This window comes from Phenylobacterium sp. (assembly GCF_037189685.1).
In the GTDB taxonomy this organism is placed as follows: Bacteria; Pseudomonadota; Alphaproteobacteria; order Caulobacterales; family Caulobacteraceae; genus Phenylobacterium.
In genome coordinates, this window is the sequence record NZ_JBBCIT010000016.1 from 100,193 (window position 1) to 116,268 (window position 16,076).

16 protein-coding genes are annotated in these 16,076 nt (G+C 70.9%); 6 read left to right on the forward strand and 10 right to left on the reverse strand.

Features of this window, described 5'->3' with window-relative positions; translation table 11 throughout:
* Positions 1–225: 225 nt before the first annotated feature.
* Positions 226–957, reverse strand: coding sequence for a TorF family putative porin (locus WG212_RS12495; RefSeq protein ID WP_337187424.1), 732 nt, complete (start codon positions 955–957; stop codon positions 226–228).
* A 49-nt stretch (positions 958–1,006) separates the two neighbouring features.
* Here WG212_RS12495 and WG212_RS12500 point away from each other — a divergent pair, with 49 nt between their 5' ends.
* Positions 1,007–1,909 (forward strand): LysR family transcriptional regulator, encoded by a 903-nt coding sequence (locus tag WG212_RS12500; protein ID WP_337187425.1) that lies wholly within the window; start codon positions 1,007–1,009, stop codon positions 1,907–1,909.
* A gap of 9 nt (positions 1,910–1,918) precedes the next feature.
* Here the strand turns inward: WG212_RS12500 and WG212_RS12505 are convergent, their stop codons facing one another.
* The 3 genes from WG212_RS12505 to WG212_RS12515 all read right to left on the reverse strand — a co-directional run bounded on the left by WG212_RS12505 (position 1,919) and on the right by WG212_RS12515 (position 5,803).
* Entirely contained in the window at positions 1,919–3,502 is a 1,584-nt protein-coding gene (locus WG212_RS12505) for an AMP-binding protein (RefSeq protein ID WP_337187426.1), read from the reverse strand.
* 85 nt (positions 3,503–3,587) lie between these two features.
* Positions 3,588–4,481: an alpha/beta hydrolase gene (locus WG212_RS12510; RefSeq protein WP_337187427.1), complete on the reverse strand. Its 894-nt coding sequence runs from the start codon at positions 4,479–4,481 to the stop codon at positions 3,588–3,590.
* Positions 4,482–4,522: 41 nt separating this feature from the next.
* Positions 4,523–5,803 (reverse strand): MFS transporter, encoded by a 1,281-nt coding sequence (locus WG212_RS12515; RefSeq protein ID WP_337187428.1) that lies wholly within the window; start codon positions 5,801–5,803, stop codon positions 4,523–4,525.
* 78 nt (positions 5,804–5,881) lie between these two features.
* Here WG212_RS12515 and WG212_RS12520 point away from each other — a divergent pair, with 78 nt between their 5' ends.
* Positions 5,882–6,508 (forward strand): TetR/AcrR family transcriptional regulator, encoded by a 627-nt coding sequence (locus WG212_RS12520; protein WP_337187429.1) that lies wholly within the window; start codon positions 5,882–5,884, stop codon positions 6,506–6,508.
* Positions 6,509–6,653: 145 nt separating this feature from the next.
* Here the strand turns inward: WG212_RS12520 and WG212_RS12525 are convergent, their stop codons facing one another.
* From WG212_RS12525 to WG212_RS12535, 3 genes are all read right to left on the reverse strand, one after another.
* Positions 6,654–7,868 (reverse strand): pentapeptide repeat-containing protein, encoded by a 1,215-nt coding sequence (locus WG212_RS12525; RefSeq protein WP_337187430.1) that lies wholly within the window; start codon positions 7,866–7,868, stop codon positions 6,654–6,656.
* Between the two features lie 81 nt (positions 7,869–7,949).
* Positions 7,950–8,903, reverse strand: coding sequence for a magnesium transporter CorA family protein (locus WG212_RS12530; protein ID WP_337187431.1), 954 nt, complete (start codon positions 8,901–8,903; stop codon positions 7,950–7,952).
* A gap of 58 nt (positions 8,904–8,961) precedes the next feature.
* Complete coding sequence (locus WG212_RS12535) at positions 8,962–9,639, reverse strand: CHAP domain-containing protein (RefSeq protein WP_337187432.1); 678 nt, start codon at positions 9,637–9,639, stop codon at positions 8,962–8,964.
* 511 nt (positions 9,640–10,150) lie between these two features.
* Here WG212_RS12535 and WG212_RS12540 point away from each other — a divergent pair.
* The gene (locus tag WG212_RS12540; RefSeq protein ID WP_337187433.1) at positions 10,151–10,951 is read left to right on the forward strand and encodes a TerC family protein; all 801 of its coding nucleotides are present in this window, start codon (positions 10,151–10,153) and stop codon (positions 10,949–10,951) included.
* A 45-nt stretch (positions 10,952–10,996) separates the two neighbouring features.
* On the opposite strand, the gene WG212_RS12545 is transcribed toward WG212_RS12540, so the two are convergent.
* Positions 10,997–13,150 (reverse strand): primosomal protein N', encoded by a 2,154-nt coding sequence (locus tag WG212_RS12545; RefSeq protein WP_337187434.1) that lies wholly within the window; start codon positions 13,148–13,150, stop codon positions 10,997–10,999.
* Between the two features lie 71 nt (positions 13,151–13,221).
* Between WG212_RS12545 and fsa the strand changes: the two genes are divergently transcribed.
* From fsa to WG212_RS12560, 3 genes are read left to right on the forward strand one after another with little or no spacing between them, the layout of a single operon-like run.
* Positions 13,222–13,875: a fructose-6-phosphate aldolase gene (fsa, locus tag WG212_RS12550; RefSeq protein WP_337187435.1), complete on the forward strand. Its 654-nt coding sequence runs from the start codon at positions 13,222–13,224 to the stop codon at positions 13,873–13,875.
* 14 nt (positions 13,876–13,889) lie between these two features.
* Positions 13,890–14,573: a DUF484 family protein gene (locus WG212_RS12555; protein ID WP_337187436.1), complete on the forward strand. Its 684-nt coding sequence runs from the start codon at positions 13,890–13,892 to the stop codon at positions 14,571–14,573.
* Positions 14,558–15,484 (forward strand): tyrosine recombinase XerC, encoded by a 927-nt coding sequence (locus WG212_RS12560; RefSeq protein WP_337187437.1) that lies wholly within the window; start codon positions 14,558–14,560, stop codon positions 15,482–15,484. Before WG212_RS12555 ends, WG212_RS12560 begins: the two co-directional genes overlap by 16 nt.
* A gap of 19 nt (positions 15,485–15,503) precedes the next feature.
* Here WG212_RS12560 and WG212_RS12565 read toward each other — a convergent pair whose 3' ends face one another.
* Complete coding sequence (locus WG212_RS12565) at positions 15,504–15,758, reverse strand: hypothetical protein (RefSeq protein WP_337187438.1); 255 nt, start codon at positions 15,756–15,758, stop codon at positions 15,504–15,506.
* Between the two features lie 3 nt (positions 15,759–15,761).
* Positions 15,762–16,064, reverse strand: a complete 303-nt coding sequence (locus tag WG212_RS12570; RefSeq protein ID WP_337187439.1) for a hypothetical protein — start codon at positions 16,062–16,064, stop codon at positions 15,762–15,764.
* Positions 16,065–16,076 lie beyond the last annotated feature (12 nt).

Consider the following 16,076-nt stretch of genomic DNA (forward strand, 5'->3'; position numbering starts at 1 on the left):
ATGGATCTCACGTGGACGCTCCCCGGAAAGACTGCGGCCAAGCCTAGCGATCCGCAGGCGCGTCGGCCATCGGCGAGGCCGCGAAACGGCGCCTTCCAGCCTCGAGAACCGCGGAAAACGCGGAAAGCCGCGGAAGGCGAAGCTGCGATTCCGCGTCCTTCCGCGTTTTCCGCGGTGGAATGACGGAGCCCCCTTGCGCGGAGGCTCGAAGCACGGCCCGAGGTCCTAGAGGATCGGCGGCAGGGCGACCGTGAGGACGCCCACCAGGGCGGGGCCGCAGACGTCGGGATTGAAGCCGCAGCGGCGCTTCGACAGGTCGGTGTCCTGGTACTTCACCTCGACGGTGACCGTCTTCCAGGTCGCCTCGGCGCCCAGGCTCCAGTAGCTGCGGTCGACGCCGCGCTCGCGCCAGGCGCGGCCGGCCAGCGCCTTGGCCTTGAGACCCGGCCGCACCGCATAGTGGGCCTCGCTCTCCAGCCGCCACGCCCGCCCGCCGCCGTAGGACGCCTCGGGGACGAAGCTGGCCGCGCCGGCGAACGTCCACGGCCCCTCGGTGCGCCGGGCCACCGCCTTGACCTGAACGAAGTTCAGCGTAGGTCCCGGGGTGCGGTCGTCGGGGAAGACCGTGGCCATGACCTCGCCCGTGAGCCTCGTCCGGCCACCGTCCAGGACGAAATGGCGGCCGGCATAGAGGTCGAGTTCGAAGTCGGGACCCTGGGCATAGCCGTAGTCGACCTGTGTGGCGAAGACGCCGGCGTACCAGTTGTCGGGGCGCCACCAGTGGACGTAGCCCTGCATGGCCGGGCCGTTGTTCGAGTTCGAGACGCCCTGGTAGCGATAATCGCTGGCGAGCATCACCGCCGAGAAGAGCCCGCCCCAGTCGCCCGCACGGGCGGCCGGAGCGGGCAGGAGCGCGGCCGTCAGGCTGAGGGCGGCGGGGATGGCGAACCGGGTCATGCTCCAGCGGTAGCTGGGCGCTATGGTTCGGTAGTACTGAATTCTTTGAATGAATGATTTCGATGAAAGTAAATTCCGTCGGCTGGACGGCGGGCTGCTCCTGGTCTTCCGCGAGCTCCTCCGCACGGGGCGCGCCGCGCGAGCGGCCGAACGTCTCGGGCTGTCGCAGCCGGCGATCAGCCACGCGCTCGGTCGCCTGCGCGACCTGTTCGACGACCCGCTGTTCATTCGCCGGCCGCACGGCTTCGAGCCCACGCGGCGGGCGCTGGAGCTGGGGCCGCAGGTCGACGCCCTGATCGCCCTGGCCGGTGCGGCGATGAGTCCGGACGCCGCCTTCGACCCGATGCGCAGCCGCCGGGTGTTCCGGATAGCCGCGCCCGAGTTCGTGACCGCCCTGATCGGCGCCGAGCTGATCCTCGGGCTGAAGCAGGCCGCGCCGGGCGTGACCTTCACGGTCGGCCACAGCGATGAGGCCGAGGTGCTGCGCGCCCTGAAGAGCGGCGAGATCGACTTCGCCCTGGGGCGTTTCGGCGCCGCACGCCCGGGCTATGTGGTCGAGCCCCTGTTCGAGGACGCCTACTGCGTCGTGGCGCGCCGGGGACACCCGGAGGTCGCCGGCGCCATCGACGAGGCCGCGTGGCGCCGGATCGGCCACGTCTATGCCTGGAACGCGGCCGAGACCGGACCCGACGTCGAGTCGGACGCCTCCGTCGCGATGGTCGCCGCCGTGCCCCAGTGGCTGAACGTCCTGATGCTGGTGGCCGCCACCGACGCCATCGGGACGGTCCCGCGCCGGCTGGCCGAACGGCACGCCGACCGGCTCGGCCTGCAGGTCGTGGACACGCCCTTCCCGCCCTGGGCCATCGCAGTTTCGGTCATGCGGCGCTCCGGCGCGGCGGACCCCGGCGCCGCCTGGTTCCTGGAGCAGGTGCGCGCCGCCGCGACGGCCTGAAGACCCGCGTCAGATCTGGCGCGCCCGGCCCTCCCAGTAGGGCGCGCGCACTTTGCCGCGCTGGATCTTGCCGGCCTCGGAGCGGGGCAGCTCGGTCACGAAGTCCAGGCTGCGCGGGACCTTGAAGCTGGGCAGCGCGTCGCGGGCGAAGGCCAGGATCTCCTGCGCCAGCAGGTCCGAGGGCTGGTAGCCGGGCTTCAGCAGGATCACCGCCTTCACCTGTTCGCCCCACTCGTCGTGCGGCACGCCCACCGTCGCGCTGTCGGCCACCGCCTCGTGCTTGATCAGCTCGTTGTCGACCTCCTGCGGATAGATGTTCACGCCGCCGGAGATGATCGTCTCGGCGCTGCGGCCGGTCAGGAACAGGTACCCGTCGTCGTCGAAGTAGCCCATGTCGCCCATGGTGAAGTAGTCGCCGACGCGCGACGCCTGGGTCTTCGTCTCGTCCTTGTAGTAGGTGAAGCCGCCGCCGGGCGGGAGCTGGTGGTAGATCGTGCCCGAGACGTTGGGGGGACACTCGTTCCCCTGCTCGTCCAGGATCTTCGAGCCCAGCAGCTCGGGCCGCTTGCCCACCGAACCCGGCTTCCGGAGCCACTCTTCGGAATTGATCATGAAGCCCGCCCCGCCCTCGGAGCCGGCGTAGTATTCGTTGAGGATCGGCCCCAACCACTCGATCATCGCATGCTTGACCTCGGGCGGGCATGGCGCGGCGCCATGCACGACGTATTTCAGCGAGGAGAGGTCGTATCTCGCCTTCACCGCCTCGGGCAGCGCGAGCAGCCGCTGGAACATGATCGGGACCAGGTGCATGTGCGTGACGCGACGCTCGGCGATCGTGGCCAGCGTGTGCTCGGAATCCCATTTGTCCAGGAAGACCAGGGTCGCGCCCGCGCCCATGGCCGCGCGGACGTCGAAGGCCAGCGGCGCGGCATGATAGGCCGGGCCGGCGCAGAGCTGGACCGAGGCCGCGTCGTAGCCGCGCAGGGCGTACATCGCCTGCGGGCTCACCATCGGCGCGGCGCGATGCACGCCCTTGGGACGGCCGGTCGTGCCGGAGGTGTAGAGCATCTGGTTGCCCAGCACCGGGTCCTGGATGTCCGACGGGTCCAGCCCGTCCAGCGCGGCGACGTAGGGCGTGAACCCGTCGATGGCCCCGCCCACCGCGACCTTGAGCTTCAACCCCGTCCCCTGGTCGGCCGCCGGGCCGGCCGTGGCGATCCGGGCCTCGGCGAAGACCGCCTTCGCCTCGCAGTCGTTCAGGATGTAGGCGATCTCGTCGACGGTCAGGTGCCAGTTGATCGGCGTGATGCGGAAACCGCCGCGCAGGGTCGCGGCCTGGATCTCGAGGAACTCGCCGCGGTTGGACATGACCAGGGCCACGGCGTCGCCCGCCTGCAGGCCGGCCGCGCGCAGCCGGCGCACGATGCGGTTCGCGTTGGCGTTGACCTCTGCGAAGGTGCGCGTTCGCCCGTCGGGGTCGATCACCGCCGGCTTGTCGGGCTGCACCTCCGCCCAGACCGCCGTGGTCATACCTTCGAGCGCCGCGGCTTCCAGCCGCGCCTCCAGCCCGCGCCCGTCGATCACCGCATCCATCCCGTTTCCTCCGCACCTCGACTTTACGTCGTATATTATGCTCGATCTTCGAAGATCGAAGATGGCACGGACGCCGGGGCGGCGGCTAGATGGGTGATGGGTCCGCCGCCGCCTCCACAGCTTCGCGCAGGGCCGTTCGGACCAGTTCGGGCCGCTCCATCGGCAGGAAGTGCGACGTTCCGGGGACCGTCTCGTGACGGACCCTCGTGTTGGCGTCAACCTCGGCGCGGTGCTCGTCGATCCGCGCCGTCGAGGCGATCTCGGCGCGCAGCATCCGGACCGGGCAACGGACGTCGCGGAGCGCCTGGAAGGGATCGTAGTTGTGGGTCCGGAAGTTCGAGGCTTCCCATGCGGGCGCGCAGGTCAGCGTGACCTCGCCCGCCTCGGTCTCGCGGAAACCGGCGTCCACATAGTCGGCGAGCTGCTCGGCGCTCCAGGTGCGGAAGGCGCCCCGGCCGCTGTAGGCCGCTGTCGCGGCGGCCTTGTCCGGGAAGACGGCACGCCGGCGCGCGGCGCCTTCCGCCAGCGGGTTGGACTGGCCCGGGGCGGCGCGCTTGGGGTCGAAGAACACGGGGTCGAACAGCACGAGGCGCCGCGCGCGTTCGGGCGCGGCGGCGGCCGCCAGCAGGCAGGTCGTGCCGCCCATCGAATGTCCGGCCAGGACCACGGGCCCCTCCGTCTCCGACTGGAGCAGGGCGATGAGATCGTCGCGGAACTCGGGCCAGCCCTCGCGGCCTTCCACCACGGCGGGAAGGGTCGAGGCGCCGTGGCCGCGCATGTCGACCGCCAGGAGGCGCATCGAGGCCGCCAGCGGCGCCAGGATCGAGCGGTAGGTGCGGGCGTTGAAGCCGTTGGCATGGCAGAAGACCACGTCCACCGGCCGTTCCGGCGAACCGAAATCCAGCACCGCCATCGCCCCGCCCCGCGAGGCCAGGTCCACATGCCGCGCCCGCGGCTCGAATTCGACGCTTCCGTCCATGCCCCTTTCCTAACGGGGCGCCGCGGGGAAAGGAAAGCCGATCAGGCGGCTGCGGGCTGCGCCGTCGCGTCGTCGCCCGGCCTGCGGATGGCCAGGGCGGCGAACCCGGCGACGACGGCCAGGACGCCGGCGATCAGGAAGCTCTCCAGATAGCGGCCCTGGAGATCGCGCAGGACGCCCGCGCCGAACGCGGCCGTCGCGGCCCCGATCTGATGCCCGAAGGCCACCCAGCCGAACACGACGGGACCCTCCCCATCGCCGAAAGACTCGCTGGCCAGCCGGGCCGTGGGCGGCACCGTGGCCAGCCAGTCCAGGCCGTAGAACACGGCGAACAGCGACAGGCTCACGAGATCGAACTCCAGGAAGGGCAGGGCCAGCAGGGAGAGCCCTCGCAGGACGTAGTAGACGAATAGCAGCTTGCGCGGGTCGTAGCGGTCGGTGAGCCAGCCGGACGCGGTCGTGCCGACGATGTCGAACACGCCCATCGCCGCCAGCAGCAGGCCGGCCTGGACCAGCATCAGGCCCTGGTCGCCGCAGAACGAGATCAGATGCGTGCCGATCAGGCCGTTGGTGGTGAAGCCGCAGACGAAGAATGTGCCGAAGAGCAGCCAGAAGGCCGGCGTGCGGGAGGCGCGGGCGAGGACCCCCAGCGCCATCCCCACCGCGTCGGTCGCCCGGCCCGGCGGCGCCGCAGGCTCGACGTGTTCGCCGCCATACGGCGGCTGGCCGATGTCGGCCGGGCGCTCGGGCATCAGGAACGCCACCAGCGGAACGAGCGCCGCGGCGGCCGCAGAGACGGCGATCGCCACGGGTTTCCAGCCGCCGCTCTCGGCGAGGGCCGCCATGCCCGGCAGGAAGACCAGGGACCCGGTGGCCGTCGAGGCGCTGAGCAGACCCATCGCCAGGCCGCGGCGGCGCACGAACCACCGGTTCACGACCGTCGCCCCCATCGACAGCGCCACCGCGCCGCTGCCAAGTCCCGACAGGACGCCCCAGGTCGCGACGTAGTGCCAGGGTTGGGCCATGAAGAGGCTGGCCGCGGTCGAGCCGCTCATCAGGATCAGGCCGCCCAGCAGCGTCCGCTTCAGGCCGACGGTCTGCATCAGCGCCGCGGCGAAGGGCCCCACGAGCCCGTATAGGAAGATGCCGAGCGCCGCGGCGGCCGAGAGTTGCGCCCGCTCCCAGCCGAAGGCCTGGTGGAGCGGGGTCATCAGCACGCCGGGCGCCGACCGCAGACCCGCCGCGGCCAGAAGCGCCAGGAAGGTGACGGCGGCGACCACCCAGGCGTAGTTCTGGCCCAGCCGGCCCGCGCGCGCTATCATCGTGTGACTGACCGGTACGGTTTGATCCTTGCGCGGATTGATACGTACTGGTCCGTAACATTGTCAAGGCGGGAAACCATGAGCAACCGCAAGCCCCCGGTCGAAAGCCAGGGCCCTAAAGCGGCCGAGCGCATCCTGTCGACGGCCAGCGAGCTGTTCTACCGGGAGGGGGCGCGCGCCATCGGCGTGGACCAGATCGTGGCGCGCGCCGGCGCCACGAAACCCAGCCTCTATCGGGCGTTCGAATCCAAGGACCAGCTCATCGCGGTCTACCTTCAGGGTGAGGGCGAACGCTTCTGGACCTATTTCGACGCCGCCGTCGCCGCCCATCCCGACGATCCCAAGGCCCAGCTCCTCGCCTATTTCGACGGCCTGGGGCGGCGGGCGGTGGAGCCGGGCTATCGCGGGTGCGGCCTTTCGAACGCCGCGGTCGAGTACCCCGACCCGGCGCATCCCGGCCGGCAGGTCGCTGTGGAGCAGAAGGCCCGCCTGCGCGACCGCCTGCGCGAACTGACCCGTGCGATGGGCGCCCGCAAGCCGAAGAAACTGGCCGACAGCCTGTTGCTGCTCATCGAAGGCGTCTTCCTCACCAGCCAGCTTTTCGGCGCGGACGGCCCGGCCGCCGCGGCGCGGGGCGCGGCCGAAGTCCTGATCGACGCCCACACGCGCGAGCCGCCGAAGGACGCCGCCGGCAAGGCGCCATGACCGGAAGATCCCCCTGGCCGTGATCGGCGACGAGGCCGGCCACCGCGGGCGCCGCCGCACCCTCGTCGCAAGGCGCAGGATCACGGCCGCGGAGCTCGACGCCGGAAGCCTCGCGCCCTCGACACCCGGCCAGATCCACGCCGGGCTAGATTTCCATCTCCGCGCCCGCCAGATCGCAGCCGGCGAGGCGGGCGCCGTCCATCTCGGCTTCCAGGAACCGGGCCCGGGGGGCATGGGCGCCTCGAAGATCCGCGCCGCGGAGGGACGCGCGGCTGAAGTCGGTACGGACGAAGCGGTTGTCGCCTATGGTCAGCGGGCCCATCTTCGCGCCGCGCAGGTCGGCGCGGGCCAGTTGCGCGTGGGTGAACCGGGCCCCGCGCAGGTCGGCCTCACGCAGGTTCGCGCCCCGGAAGTCGCTGCCCGACAGGTCGGCGCCCTGAAGCTGGACACCTTCCAGGTCCATGCCGAAGAAGATGGACCGGGGCGCCGACAACCCGGAGAGACGCCGCTTCTTCAGCGCCTTCATCGGCCGGAAATCCACTTCGGACAGCTTCACGACCTGGCCCTGCCGGCCATGGGTGTCACAGAACGCCTCGTGCTCGGAAAGCACTTCGGCGAGCGACTTGTCGTCGATGTAGAAGATCGGCGGCGGCGCCCGGAGCACGCCGGTCAGGTCGCAGTCGTCCAGCCGCGCCTGGCTCAGGTTCACACCGTTCAGCACGGCCCGCTTCATCGACGCCCCGGTCAGGTCGGCGCCGCCGAGGTCCGCGTGCGAAAGATCGGCGCCGTCCAGCACGGCGCGCATCAGCTTGGCGCCCGTCAGGACGGCGCCCGACAGATTGGCGTCGGTGAAGTCCGAAGTCATCGCCACCGCGCCGCTCATCTGCGCTCCGGCGAGGTTCGCCCCGGCCAGGACAGCGTAGTTCAGCTCACCTGGCCGATGCTCGTGACGCAGGATGCGGAAGCCGTCCAGCTTGTCCTGAAGCGCGATGCGGCCTTCACGCAGGTCGCAGCCGGCCAGTTCGGCGCCCGCGAGATTGGCGCCGCGCATGCAGACGCCGCGCAGGTCGGCCCGCTTCAGGTTCACATGCCGCATGTCGGCTTCGCGAAGGTCGGCGCCGAACAGGATCGCCCGCGAGAGGTTGGCCCGCGCCAGGGTCGCGCCCGAAAGCCGGGCGCCGGTCAGGTCGGCGTCGCGAAGATCCAGGCCCTCCAGCGAACAGTTCGCCAGGTCGGCGTAGTGCAGGTTGAGCCGCCGCCCCCCGGAACGGCCGGCCAGATAGCGCTGATGCGCCTCCAGCGCTTCGCGCAAGGCGGGGGCGTCGAGCGCGGTGTGATGCTGCTGAGGCTGGGACGACATTCGGGACCTTGCCGTTCACCATGCCGCAAGCGGGCTTAAGGTGCGGTTGCAGGACAGCCTTAAGCGATCCTGAAACCCGATTCAGAGCCAGCCGCGATGCTTGAACCAGAGGACCGGAAGCGCGGCGGCGACCACCATCGCGAGAACGGCGGCGGGGTAGCCCAGGGCCCAGCCGAGTTCGGGCATCACCCGGAAGTTCATGCCGTAGATCGAGGCGATGAGGGTGGGCGGCATGAACACCACCGCGACCACCGAGAAGAACTTGATGATCCCGTTCTGCTCGATGTTGATGAGGCCCAGGGCGGCGTCGAGCAGGAAGGCCACATGCGCCGACTGCTGGCTCGCGTGCTCGGACAGCGACTGGGCGTCGCGCTGGAGGCTGTCGAGGTGCGCCCGCGCCTCCGCGGCCCCGGCGATCCGTGGGGCCAGCGCCGCGAAGCTGAGCATCCGGGCCAGGCTGACCAGGCTCGAACGGGCCAGGGCGGTCAGGGACTGGGCCTTGGCCAACCCTGTGAGCATCGGACGGAAGTTGCCCGCCTTGGGTCGCTCGAAGATGGCGGCCGAGGCCTCCTCGACCCGATGGCCGGTCTCGTCGAGAACCTGGGCCAGGCGTTCGATCACGGCGTCCAGCAGGCCCAGGAAGGCCGAGCCGCCGTCGGCGTCGACCTCGACACAGGCCCGCCCCGCGAAGACGGTGAAGGCGCGGAAGTCATGATAGCGAAGGGTGACGAGCAGGCCCTTGGCGAGAACGAAGGTCACAGGGGCGCCGAACGGCGCCTCGGCCGCGCTGCGCGCCAGCAGCGTAGCGGTCAGGAACGTGGCGCCGTGTTCCTGGTAGAGCCGGCTGGACGGCTCGAGCGCCGCCATCTCGCTCGGCGTGGGGAGGTCCAGGCCCAGCGCGGCCTCGACGGCCAGCTCCTCCTCGCGCGTGGGCCGGAGCAGGTCGATCCACACGACGTCGGACTCGACGCGCCAGCCGGCGTCCGGCGAGACGATATGGAAGGCGGCGTCGCCGCGCCGCAGGACCTGGAGCATGCCGAAGCCTCCGCGCGCCTTTGTGGGCGTGCGTCGCGACGTGCGTCAACGCGGGGATTCAGCGCGCGGTCGGCGCGTCCGGGCGGGTGGCGGCCGCGATCAGGGCGGCGATACGGTCCGTGGAATCGGCGGCCTGTGACAGCACGCTCATGGGCCCCTGGCCCGGCCGGACCGCATTGGCCATCTGTGACGCGGCGGACTGGGCGACGGCGATGGCGCCGTTCTGGACCTTGCTCATGCCGGTGGCGGCCAGGACGCGGGCCGTGGCGTCGGGATAGATGAAGCCGTGGACGGCGTAGGTCGAGCCGCCCAGGTCGCGGTTGGGGTCGTACCAGACCTTCACCTCGCTCCAATCCCCCTCGGGCGACACGTCGATGACCGTGACGTCCTGTTCCACCTTGCCCCGCGAGCCGCCGATGGGGCTCCAGTTGGCATGGGTGATCTGGACGACGCGATCGGTCAGAACCTGGCTCACGACGGCCACATGGCCCAGTCGCATCCGTGACGTGGGCTTGAAGCAGAGCACGGCGCCGGCGCGCGGAACGAAGCCCGTCTCGTACTTGCCGACCGCCTGGCCCCACCAGGTGCGGGCGTCGCCGAAGATCTGGATGCCGGAGATGAGGCGCGCGAAAGGCACGCACTGCCAGTAGGTGTCGGCGATCGCGCCTGCCGGCGCGAAGGCCACGAAGGCCGCGGCGGCCAGGGAACCCACAAGGGTCCGCGTCCGTTTGCGCATGCTCTCGGTGACTCCCCGAACTCTCCGCGTGAAGGGCTAGCCGTATATGCCGGGGGTGAAAAGAGGGTTTACGAGCTGAGCCGTCCCAATCCTCGCGGGTTATCCACAGGCCTGCATAGCCGCGCCACAAGCCAACAGCGGATCGGGATCAGCAAGTTCCATGCTTATCGTGAAGCATCCCCTCGATCGAAGAAAAATTTTCCGCTCCACCTCTCTAGATCTTGTATTCCGGCGTCGTATCAGCCGTCTTCGACTTATTCTTTTATCTGCATTTTTCTTCTCGTCACTTGGTCACACCGCATTGCAACAAACCGAAACAAGTGCTCGCGTCCCCTGAGCACAGACCAACCGAGACTCGCGCGTCAGGAGAGTTTCCACATCACGAACCCGTGAGATTCCGTTCCGGGCGCCCAGATTTTAGGCGCCGCGGGGCGCCGCGCTCTGCCCTCTGGCTGTTCTCGCAGGAGCCACTAGATATGCGCGCGCGGGGAAGCTGGGAGAAACTACGAAAATGGACATCGTCGCCCTCTTGAGCGACCCGGCCGCATGGGCGGCCCTCATCACCCTCATCGTGATGGAGGTGGTCCTCGGCATCGACAACCTCATCTTCATATCGATCCTCTCGAACAAGCTGCCCGAGCACCAGCGCACGAAGGCGCGCCGGATCGGCATCTCGCTGGCGCTGGTCATGCGGCTGGGTCTGCTGTCGACGCTGGCCTTCATCGTCGGCATGACCCAGACGGTCTTCAGCCTGCCCTGGCACGGCATGATCGGCCAGGACGGCAAGCCGATCTTCGAGCTCGACTTCTCGTGGCGAGACATCATCCTGATCTCGGGCGGCCTCTTCCTGGTCTGGAAGGCGACGACCGAAATCCACGAGAAGGTCGACCCCCACGAGACCGACACCCTTCTGGACGTGAAGGGCAAGGTGATCACCAACTTCGGGTCGGCGATCTTCCAGATCATCCTTCTCGACATCGTGTTCTCGATCGACTCGATCCTGACCGCGATCGGGATGACCGATCAGCTGCCCATCATGATCACCGCGGTGGTGATCACCGTGATCATCATGCTGATCGCCGCCGATCCGCTCGCCAACTTCATCAACAACAACCCGACGGTGGTGATGCTGGCGCTGGGCTTCCTGCTGATGATCGGCGCGATCCTGATCGCCGACGGCTTCGGGGTGCATGTCCCGAAGGGCTACATCTACGCGGCCATGGCGTTCTCGGCGGGCGTCGAGGCCCTGAACATGATGGTCCGCCGACGACAGGTGCGGAAGGCGGCCGCCGACGACAATACGCGGCACTGATCGCCGCGCGGCCCCCTTCCCCGAGACCAGGAAGGGGGCCGCCGGCTACAGGAAGCTGTACGGGTCGATGTCTATGGCCACCCGGACGGGGCCCGGCGGCCGCACGCGCGCGCGCCAGGCGGCCATATAGGCCGAGAGGTCCACGCCGCGGTCGGCCCGCACCAGGAAGCGCTTGCGCCGCCGGCCACGGATCAGGCCCAGGGGCGCGTCCGCCGGGCCGTAGACCTCGACCCCCGGGGCGTTCGGCGCGGCGCGGGCCATGTCCTGGACGAACGCGTCGAGCTGGCCGGCGTCGGGGCCCGAGGCGATCACCGCGGCCAGGCGGCCGAACGGCGGCAGCCCGGCCAGCTCGCGCTCGGCCATCTCGGCGGCGACGAAAGCGTCCCGGTCCTGGGCGGCGAGCGCCAGCATCACCGCATGGTCGGGGGCGTAGGTCTGCAGCAAGGCCCGGCCGGGGCGGTCGTGGCGGCCCGCCCGGCCTGTCGCCTGGGCCAGGAGCTGATAGGTGCGCTCGCCGGCCCGCAGGTCCCCGCCCCGCAGGCCAAGGTCGGCGTCCACCACGCCCACCAGCGTCAGGCGCGGAAAGTTGTGGCCCTTGGCGGCGGCCTGGGTCGCCACCAGGATGTCGATCTCCCCCGCCGCCATCCGTTCGACCAGCCGCCGCGCCTCCCGCGCGTCGAACACCGTGTCGGACGAGAAGACGGCGATGCGCGCCTCGGGGAACAGCGACCGGGCCTCCTCCTCCACCCGCTCCACGCCCGGTCCGATCGACACCAGGCTGTCCTTCGCCCCACAGTGCGGGCAGGCTGCGGGCTTCGGCATGGAGAAGCCGGTCAGGTGGCAGACCAGGCGGCCGGTGTAGCGGTGCTCCACCAGCCAGGAATCGGTGTCGGGCGCGGTCATCCGCTCGCCGCACGCCTTGCACAGCACCAGGGGCGCATAGCCGCGACGGTTCAGGAACAGCAGGGTCTGTTCGCCCCGCGCCAGGGTCTCGCCCACGGCGCGGACCAGGGGCGGGGAAAGCCAGCGGCCGGCCTCGGGCGGCGTCTCCCGCAGGTCGATCAGCTCGATGTCCGGCAGGCGGGCCGCCCCGTGCCGCATCGACAGCCGCAGCCAGCGATAGCGGCCGGTCTCGGCATTGCGCAGGCTCTCCAGCGACGGCGTGGCCGAAGCCAGCACCACGGCGGCGTTCTCGATCCGCCCACGGACCACAGCCAGGTCGCGGGCGTGGTAGATGAACCCCTCTTCCTGCTTGAACGAACCGTCGTGCTCCTCGTCCACAATGATCAGGCGCAGGCGCCGGAAGGGCAGGAACAGGGCCGAGCGCGCGCCGACCACGATGCGACACGCCCCGGCGGCGGTCGCCTCCCAGACCCGGCGGCGGGCGGGCGGAGCGACGTCGGAATGCCACTCGCCGGGCGCGGCGCCGAAACGGGCCGCCACGCGGGCGATCACGGCCTGGGTGAGGGCGATCTCGGGCAACAGGATCAGAACCTGCGCCTCGGGATCCGCGGCCAGCGCCGCGGCGGCGGCCTCGAGATAGACCTCGGTCTTGCCCGAGCCCGTCACCCCGTCCAGCAGCGTGACCGAGAACCCCTCCGGCGCCCTGCGGAACGCCTCGGCGGCCGCGGCCTGGCTGGGGTTGAGGGGCGCCCCGCGGCGCGATGCGTCGGGCGGATCGAAGGGCTTTCGGGGATCGACCTCGCGCACCTCGAGCACGCCCTCGTCCACCAGGCCCTTCACCACCCCCGCCGAAACCCCGGCCGCGCGCGCGAGGTCGGCGGCCGGCATGGGCTGCGCCGCGGCGTCGAGAACCCGCCCTCGCGCCGGCGTCGCGCGCGCCGGCGCGCGTCCCGTGGCGGCCACCACCCGCTGGGGCCGCGCCTTCTGGGCGCGGGCGCCGCGCAGCGCGATGGCCAGCGGCTGGCCCGGCGCGTCCACGGCGTAGCGGGCGGCCCATTGCACGAACTCCAGCGTGCCCGGCGGCAGCGGCGGGTCGTCCAGCCGTTCGGCCACGGGCTTCAGCGGCCGGTTGCCGCCCAGGGCGTCGCGCAGCTCCACCACAACGCCGCGCAGGGTCCTCGGCCCCAGGGGCACGGCCACCTGGTCTCCAGGCGCCAGGCCCATGCCCTCGGGCTCGGCGTAGTCGAACGCCTCCGGCAGGGGCATGGGAATCAGGACCGAGGCGATGCGGCTCATCGGCCCTGTTTTGCGCTGTCGGCCATCGCCGCTACAAGCGGCGAGAACGCGATCCCGACCAAGGCGAGACCATGCAGCTCTTTCTCGACACCACCGACACCGCCGTCCTCAAGGACCTCGCCGCCACCGGCCTGGTGGACGGCGTCACCACCAACCCGTCCCTGATCGCCAAGTCCGGACGCAACATGCTGGAGGTGATCGCCGAGATCTGCGCCCTGGTGGACGGGCCGGTCTCGGCCGAGGTGGCGGCCACCGAGGCCCAGGCCATGCTGGCCGAGGGCCGCAAGCTGGCCGGGGTCGCGCCCAACGTGGTGGTCAAGGTCCCGCTGACCCGCGACGGCCTGGTCGCCACGCGCGAGTTCTCGGCCGAGGGAATCCAGACCAACGTCACCCTCTGCTTCTCGGCGGCCCAGGCGCTGCTGGCGGCCAAGTCGGGAGCCACCTACATCAGCCCCTTCATCGGCCGGCTGGACGATCACGGCGCGGCCGGCATGGACCTGATCACCGAGATCCGGGCGATCTACGACAACTACGACTTCGACACCGAGATCCTGGCCGCCTCGATCCGCACGCCGGCCCATGTCACCGAGGCCGCGCTGTCGGGCGCCGACTGCGCGACCATCCCGCCGGACGTCTTCCTGGCGCTTTTCAAGCATCCGTTAACCGAACGCGGGCTCCAACAGTTCATGGCGGACTGGGCGAAGACCGGTCAGTCCATCCTGTAGGGGCTTGAGGTGATATGGACGGGTCGCAGGGCGAGTTCGAATTCGGATCATCCCCGCTCGACCCGTCCGCGGTCCGGCGGTTCCTCGCCGACAACCCCGATTTCCTGAAAGCCGACCCCGGCCTGCTGGCCGAGCTTGGCCTGACCCTTCTCGGCGACAACGTGGTCGAGCTGGCCCCGCTGGCGCGCGTCCACGCCGCCCATCAGCGCGAGACCGAACAGCGCCAGCTCCTCGAGGAGGTGGCGCGCGCGAACTTCGCCGCCCAGGCCCAGACGCACGGCGCCGTCGTCGACCTGCTGGACGCGCGCAACCACGCCGACCTGGCGCGACGAGTGGACGAGATCGCCCGGAACCGCTTCGGCCTGACCGCCGGCGTGATCGCCCTGGAATGCGAGGGCCTCCCGCCCGCCGGGTGGCGCGGGCTGGTGGACGGCCAGGTCGACCTCCTTCTGGACGGTCCGCGCCGGATGGCGCGGATGGGCTTCGCGCCGACCGCGCTGGGCCTCTTCGGCGACGCGCCCGAGGAGATCCGCTCGATGGCCATGGTGCGGCTGGCGATCTGGGAGCCGTCGCATCGCGGGCTCCTGGCGTTCGGCTCGGTCCACGACGAGGACTTCACCCCCGACATGGGCGCCGAACTGGTGGCCTTCCTGGCCCGCGTGGTCGAGCGGACGGCGGAGCGATGGCCGCGCCTCTGACCGCCGACCAGGCTCGCGCGGCCTGGCTGGAGCATCTGGCCCACGAGCGCCGCGCCTCACCACGGACGCTCGAAGCCTATGGCTTCGCGGCCGCCCGCTACCTGGCGTTCCTCCAGCGTCATCGTGGCGAGGCGTTGCGGGCCGCCGACCTGGGCGGGATCGCCGCGTCGGAAATCCGGGCCTGGCTGGCGCATCTGCGCGGTGGCGACCGGCCGCTGTCCCCCCGCTCGGTCAGTCAGGCGCTCTCGGCCATCCGGACGTTCCACCGGTTCCTCGACCGGCGATACGATATCCCCAACGCGGCCTTGACCCTCGTCCGCGGCCCCAAGGTGAAGCCCGGCGCGCCGCGTCCCGTCTCGGAGGACCAGGCCCGTGGCCTCCTGGCCGAGCCGGGCCTCGACCCGGACCGCGCCGACTGGGAGACAGCCCGCGACGAAGCGGTCCTCACCCTCCTCTACGGCTGCGGTCTGCGGATTTCGGAAGCCCTGTCGCTCCGTCGTCGGGACGCGCCTCTGGGCGACCTGCTGCGCATCACCGGCAAGGGCGGCAAGACCCGGATCGTCCCGGTCCTGCCGGCGGTCCGTCGGGCGATCGACATCTATGTCGCCGACCTGCCCCTCGTGCTGCCGCCGGATGACGCCCTGTTCCGCGCGCCGCGCGGCGGCCCGCTGTCGCCGCGCCACGTCCAGGCCACCGTCCAGCGCCTGCGAAGCCGGCTAGGACTGTCGGACAGCGCCACGCCCCACGCGCTGCGCCATTCCTTCGCCACGCACCTCCTGGGCGCGGGGGCCGATCTGCGGTCCATCCAGGAGTTGCTGGGCCACGCCTCGCTCAGCACGACCCAGCGCTACACCGAGGTGGACGCCGCCGCGCTGCTCGGCGCCTATGCCGCCGCCCATCCGCGGGCATAGCGTCGCACGGCCAGGACGCCTATCGCCGGGCGTCGGTCTCGCCGGCCAGCGCGCCGCCCGCCCCGTGCCGCATCAGGATGCAGGGCTGTCCGCCGCGGGCGGTTCCGGCCCGGGGCGATCCATAGGCCAGCGTCAGCTTGGCCGGGCGCGACGCGACGCGATCCGAAACCATGTAGGGCGCCGGACGGCATTTCACGGTTCCGGGCTCGGGCGCCTGGGCCGCCGGCCCGCCGGCGCCGATCGCCATGACGAGGAGGTGCGGGACGAACGCCATCGCCTAGCGGCCGACCTCGTAGCCCACGACCAGCGGCAGGGCGCAGCCGCCGACCGAGCGCAGCACGGTCTTCTCGTGATCGGGCCTGGGAAGCTCCGATAGCCGCCGGAGCCGGACAGGATCGTCGGATGGATACATCAGCACCCGCCCGCCGGGCTGGGCGGTCAGCATCACGCCATGCGCCCGGCACGCGCTCTGGTCGGCCTCGGACGCCGCTTCGGGGGGCCGGTTCTCGGCGGCGGCGGCGAGCGGCGAAGTCACGGGCAGCGCGGCCAGGACAGCCGCGGCGGACAGCACGGAGATCATCGCAGCCTTCTC

Coding starts and splice junctions, on each gene's coding strand:
- WG212_RS12495 (WP_337187424.1), bottom strand. CDS start 957: ATGACCCGGTTCGCCATCCCCGCCGCCCTCAGCCTGACGGCCGCGCTC.
- WG212_RS12500 (WP_337187425.1), top strand. CDS start 1,007: ATGAATGATTTCGATGAAAGTAAATTCCGTCGGCTGGACGGCGGGCTG.
- WG212_RS12505 (WP_337187426.1), bottom strand. CDS start 3,502: ATGGATGCGGTGATCGACGGGCGCGGGCTGGAGGCGCGGCTGGAAGCC.
- WG212_RS12510 (WP_337187427.1), bottom strand. CDS start 4,481: ATGGACGGAAGCGTCGAATTCGAGCCGCGGGCGCGGCATGTGGACCTG.
- WG212_RS12515 (WP_337187428.1), bottom strand. CDS start 5,803: ATGATAGCGCGCGCGGGCCGGCTGGGCCAGAACTACGCCTGGGTGGTC.
- WG212_RS12520 (WP_337187429.1), top strand. CDS start 5,882: ATGAGCAACCGCAAGCCCCCGGTCGAAAGCCAGGGCCCTAAAGCGGCC.
- WG212_RS12525 (WP_337187430.1), bottom strand. CDS start 7,868: ATGTCGTCCCAGCCTCAGCAGCATCACACCGCGCTCGACGCCCCCGCC.
- WG212_RS12530 (WP_337187431.1), bottom strand. CDS start 8,903: ATGCTCCAGGTCCTGCGGCGCGGCGACGCCGCCTTCCATATCGTCTCG.
- WG212_RS12535 (WP_337187432.1), bottom strand. CDS start 9,639: ATGCGCAAACGGACGCGGACCCTTGTGGGTTCCCTGGCCGCCGCGGCC.
- WG212_RS12540 (WP_337187433.1), top strand. CDS start 10,151: ATGGACATCGTCGCCCTCTTGAGCGACCCGGCCGCATGGGCGGCCCTC.
- WG212_RS12545 (WP_337187434.1), bottom strand. CDS start 13,150: ATGAGCCGCATCGCCTCGGTCCTGATTCCCATGCCCCTGCCGGAGGCG.
- fsa (WP_337187435.1), top strand. CDS start 13,222: ATGCAGCTCTTTCTCGACACCACCGACACCGCCGTCCTCAAGGACCTC.
- WG212_RS12555 (WP_337187436.1), top strand. CDS start 13,890: ATGGACGGGTCGCAGGGCGAGTTCGAATTCGGATCATCCCCGCTCGAC.
- WG212_RS12560 (WP_337187437.1), top strand. CDS start 14,558: ATGGCCGCGCCTCTGACCGCCGACCAGGCTCGCGCGGCCTGGCTGGAG.
- WG212_RS12565 (WP_337187438.1), bottom strand. CDS start 15,758: ATGGCGTTCGTCCCGCACCTCCTCGTCATGGCGATCGGCGCCGGCGGG.
- WG212_RS12570 (WP_337187439.1), bottom strand. CDS start 16,064: ATGATCTCCGTGCTGTCCGCCGCGGCTGTCCTGGCCGCGCTGCCCGTG.